Here is a 3,998-nt window from a genome sequence, read left to right as displayed (position 1 = left end):
ATGCCGGGGACTCATGGGAGACTGCCGGGGTCAACTCGGAGGAAGGTGGGGATGACGTCAAGTCATCATGCCCCTTATGTCCAGGGCTTCACACATGCTACAATGGCCGGTACAGAGGGCTGCGAAGCCGTGAGGTGGAGCGAATCTCGTAAAGCCGGTCTCAGTTCGGATCGGGGTCTGCAACTCGACCCCGTGAAGTCGGAGTCGCTAGTAATCGCAGATCAGCAACGCTGCGGTGAATACGTTCCCGGGCCTTGTACACACCGCCCGTCACGTCACGAAAGTCGGTAACACCCGAAGCCCGTGGCCCAACCCTTGTGGGGGGAGCGGTCGAAGGTGGGACTGGCGATTGGGACGAAGTCGTAACAAGGTAGCCGTACCGGAAGGTGCGGCTGGATCACCTCCTTTCTAAGGAGCACGCCTCGGATCGTCGACATGGTCGTCGGTGATTGTCACCTATCTCGGGTGGCGGCCGGCGGGATGCGACGAGAGGGCTGCCGGTCCCGTGCAGGGGCTGGTGGTTGCTTACTGGATTGATGTGGAACTGAGCATGGAACGTCGGCGCACTGTTGGGTCCTGAGAGGACGACCCGGCCCCTGCACCCGGTGGGTGTGGGGGTCGTGTTTTCTCTCTGGGCAGTCATCGCTGGTCTGCGCGGTGTGCAGTGCTGGTGGTGGTCTGCGGGTGGGTTTGTCAAGTGGATAGTGGACGCGAGCATCTTTTTTCTGGTTTTGCTTGATGACTGTAGTTCGACTGTGTTGTGCACCGCGACGGTCACAGCTTCGTGTTATGCGGGGTGTGGTGGTTGGTGGTGTGTTGGTCAAGTTGTCAAGGGCGCACGGTGGATGCCTGGGCATCAGGAGCCGATGAAGGACGTGGGAGGCCGCGATAGTCCTCGGGGAGTTGTCAACCGAGCTGTGATCCGAGGGTGTCCGAATGGGGTAACCCGGCAGCCGTCATGGGCTGTCACCCCCGCCTGAATGTATAGGGCGGGTGGAGGGAACGCGGGGAAGTGAAACATCTCAGTACCCGCAGGAGAAGAAAACAACAGTGATTCCGTGAGTAGTGGCGAGCGAAAGCGGAAGAGGCTAAACCCCGCTTGTGTGATAGCTGGCAGGTGTTGCTGGTGGGGTGTTGTGGGGCGTCATGTCCGGGGGCTGCTGACCCCGGGCGTGGTGGTGGATGGTTAGTCGAAGGCGTTGGGACGCGTCGGCGTAGAGGGTGAGACCCCCGTAGACGAAAACTGTTCATCATCGCGTGGTGGCGTGCCCGAGTAGCAGCGAGCCCGTGGAATTCGCTGTGAATCTGCCGGGACCACCCGGTAAGCCTAAATACTTCCTGGTGACCGATAGCGGACGAGTACCGTGAGGGAAAGGTGAAAAGTACCCCGGGAGGGGAGTGAAACAGTACCTGAAACCGTGTGCCTACAAGCCGTCAGAGCTCGTACTTGTATGGGTGATGGCGTGCCTTTTGAAGAATGAGCCTGCGAGTTAGCGGTACGTGGCGAGGTTAACCCGTGTGGGGTAGCCGTAGCGAAAGCGAGTCCGAACAGGGCGGTCGAGTCGCGTGCTCTAGACCCGAAGCGGGGTGATCTACCCATGGCCAGGGTGAAGCGCCGGTAAGACGGTGTGGAGGCCCGAACCCACCAGGGTTGAAAACCTGGGGGATGAGCTGTGGGTAGGGGTGAAAGGCCAATCAAACTCCGTGATAGCTGGTTCTCCCCGAAATGCATTTAGGTGCAGCGTCGCGTGGTACTCACCGGAGGTAGAGCACTGGTTGGCCTAGGGGGCCTACAAGCTTACTGAAGTCAGCCAAACTCCGAATGCCGGTGAGCGTGAGCGCGGCAGTGAGACTGCGGGCGATAAGGTTCGTAGTCGAGAGGGAAACAGCCCAGATCGCCGGCTAAGGCCCCTAAGCGTGCGCTAAGTGGGAAAGGATGTGGGATCGCCCAGACAACCAGGAGGTTGGCTTAGAAGCAGCCACCCTTGAAAGAGTGCGTAATAGCTCACTGGTCAAGTGGTCCTGCGCCGACAATGTAGCGGGGCTCAAGCGCACCGCCGAAGCCGCGGCAACACCACGGACACCTAACGGTGGTGGTGTTGGGTAGGGGAGCGTCATGCGGGTGGTGAAGCGGCGGAGTGATCCAGCCGTGGAACCCGTGTGAGTGAGAATGCAGGCATGAGTAGCGACAGCAGAGTGAGAAACTCTGCCGCCGGATGACCAAGGGTTCCTGGGCCAGGTTTTTCCGCCCAGGGTGAGCCGGGACCTAAGGCGAGGCCGACAGGCGTAGTCGATGGACAACGGGTTGATATTCCCGTGCTCGTGTAGGCGCGTCCATGGCGAGCCCAGGTGTGCTAACCGCCCGAGCCCCAAGACTCCTTCGGGAGTCGCGGGGGGAGCGCGGGATCCTGCCTGGTAGTAGCCAAGCGATGGGGTGACGCAGGAGGGCAGCTCCGCCAGTGAGTGGTTGTACTGGTGCAAGCGTGTAGGCCGGTGTACAGGCAAATCCGTGCACCATACAGGCTGAGACGTGACGCATAGCCGTTGAGGCGAAGCAGAGTGATCCCATGCTGCCGAGAAAAGCCTCTAGCGAGTTCCTACGCGACCCGTACCCCAAACCAACACAGGTGGTCAGGTAGAGAATACCGAGGCGTTCGAGCGAACTGTGGTCAAGGAATTCGGCAAAATCCCCCCGTAACTTCGGGAGAAGGGGGACCCGGTCACCTGAAGCCCCTTTGCGGGCTAGGGTGGTGGGGTCGCAGAGACCAGGGGGAAGCGACTGTTTACTAAAAACACAGGTCCGTGCGAAGTCGCAAGACGATGTATACGGACTGACTCCTGCCCGGTGCTGGAACGTTAAGGGGACCGGTTAACCCTTCGGGGTGAAGCTGAGAACTTAAGCGCCAGTAAACGGCGGTGGTAACTATAACCATCCTAAGGTAGCGAAATTCCTTGTCGGGTAAGTTCCGACCTGCACGAATGGAGTAACGACTTCCCCGCTGTCTCGACCACAGACTCGGCGAAATTGCACTACGAGTAAAGATGCTCGTTACGCGCGGCAGGACGGAAAGACCCCGGGACCTTCACTACAGCTTGGTATTGGTGCTCGGTTCGGCTTGTGTAGGATAGGTGGGAGACTGTGAAGCGGCCACGCCAGTGGCGGTGGAGTCGCCGTTGAAATACCACTCTGGTCGAACTGGGCATCTAACTTCGGGCCATGATCTGGTCCAGGAACAGTGCCTGGTGGGTAGTTTAACTGGGGCGGTTGCCTCCCAAAGGGTAACGGAGGCGCCCAAAGGTTCCCTCAGCCTGGTCGGCAACCAGGTGTCGAGTGCAAGTGCACAAGGGAGCTTGACTGTGAGACCGACGGGTCGAGCAGGGACGAAAGTCGGGACTAGTGATCCGGCACCTCCTGGTGGAAGGGGTGTCGCTCAACGGATAAAAGGTACCCCGGGGATAACAGGCTGATCTTGCCCAAGAGTCCATATCGACGGCATGGTTTGGCACCTCGATGTCGGCTCGTCGCATCCTGGGGCTGGAGTAGGTCCCAAGGGTTGGGCTGTTCGCCCATTAAAGCGGTACGCGAGCTGGGTTTAGAACGTCGTGAGACAGTTCGGTCCCTATCCGCCGCGCGCGCAGGAGACTTGAGGAAGGCTGTCCCTAGTACGAGAGGACCGGGACGGACGAACCTCTGGTGTGCCAGTTGTCCCGCCAGGGGCACGGCTGGTTGGCTACGTTCGGAAGGGATAACCGCTGAAGGCATCTAAGCGGGAAGCCCGTTCCAAGATGAGGTCTCCCACCCCCATGAGGGTTAAGGCCCCCACCAGACCAGTGGGTTGATAGGCCAGACATGGAAGTACCGCAAGGTATGCAGTGGACTGGTACTAATAGGCCGAGGACTTGCCCGACACACCACCAACACCCACACCAGGTCGGGCTACAACACCAAGCACCAGCACAAAGACTCGCGTCCACATCCACGAAACACCCACCCACAC

General features: G+C 59.8%; 2 rRNA genes. Both read left to right on the top strand.

Annotated elements, in window-relative coordinates:
* Nucleotides 1-408, top strand: a 16S ribosomal RNA gene (locus WCD74_RS29800); the annotation flags it as partial.
* Between the two features lie 410 nt (nt 409-818).
* A 23S ribosomal RNA gene (locus WCD74_RS29795) occupies nt 819-3,908 on the top strand.
* Nucleotides 3,909-3,998 lie beyond the last annotated feature (90 nt).

The organism is Actinomycetospora aurantiaca, assembly GCF_037401875.1.
GTDB lineage: Bacteria > Actinomycetota > Actinomycetes > Mycobacteriales > Pseudonocardiaceae > Actinomycetospora > Actinomycetospora aurantiaca.
Note: the sequence above shows the minus strand (reverse complement) of the source record. Positions and strands in the feature narration are given on the sequence as shown.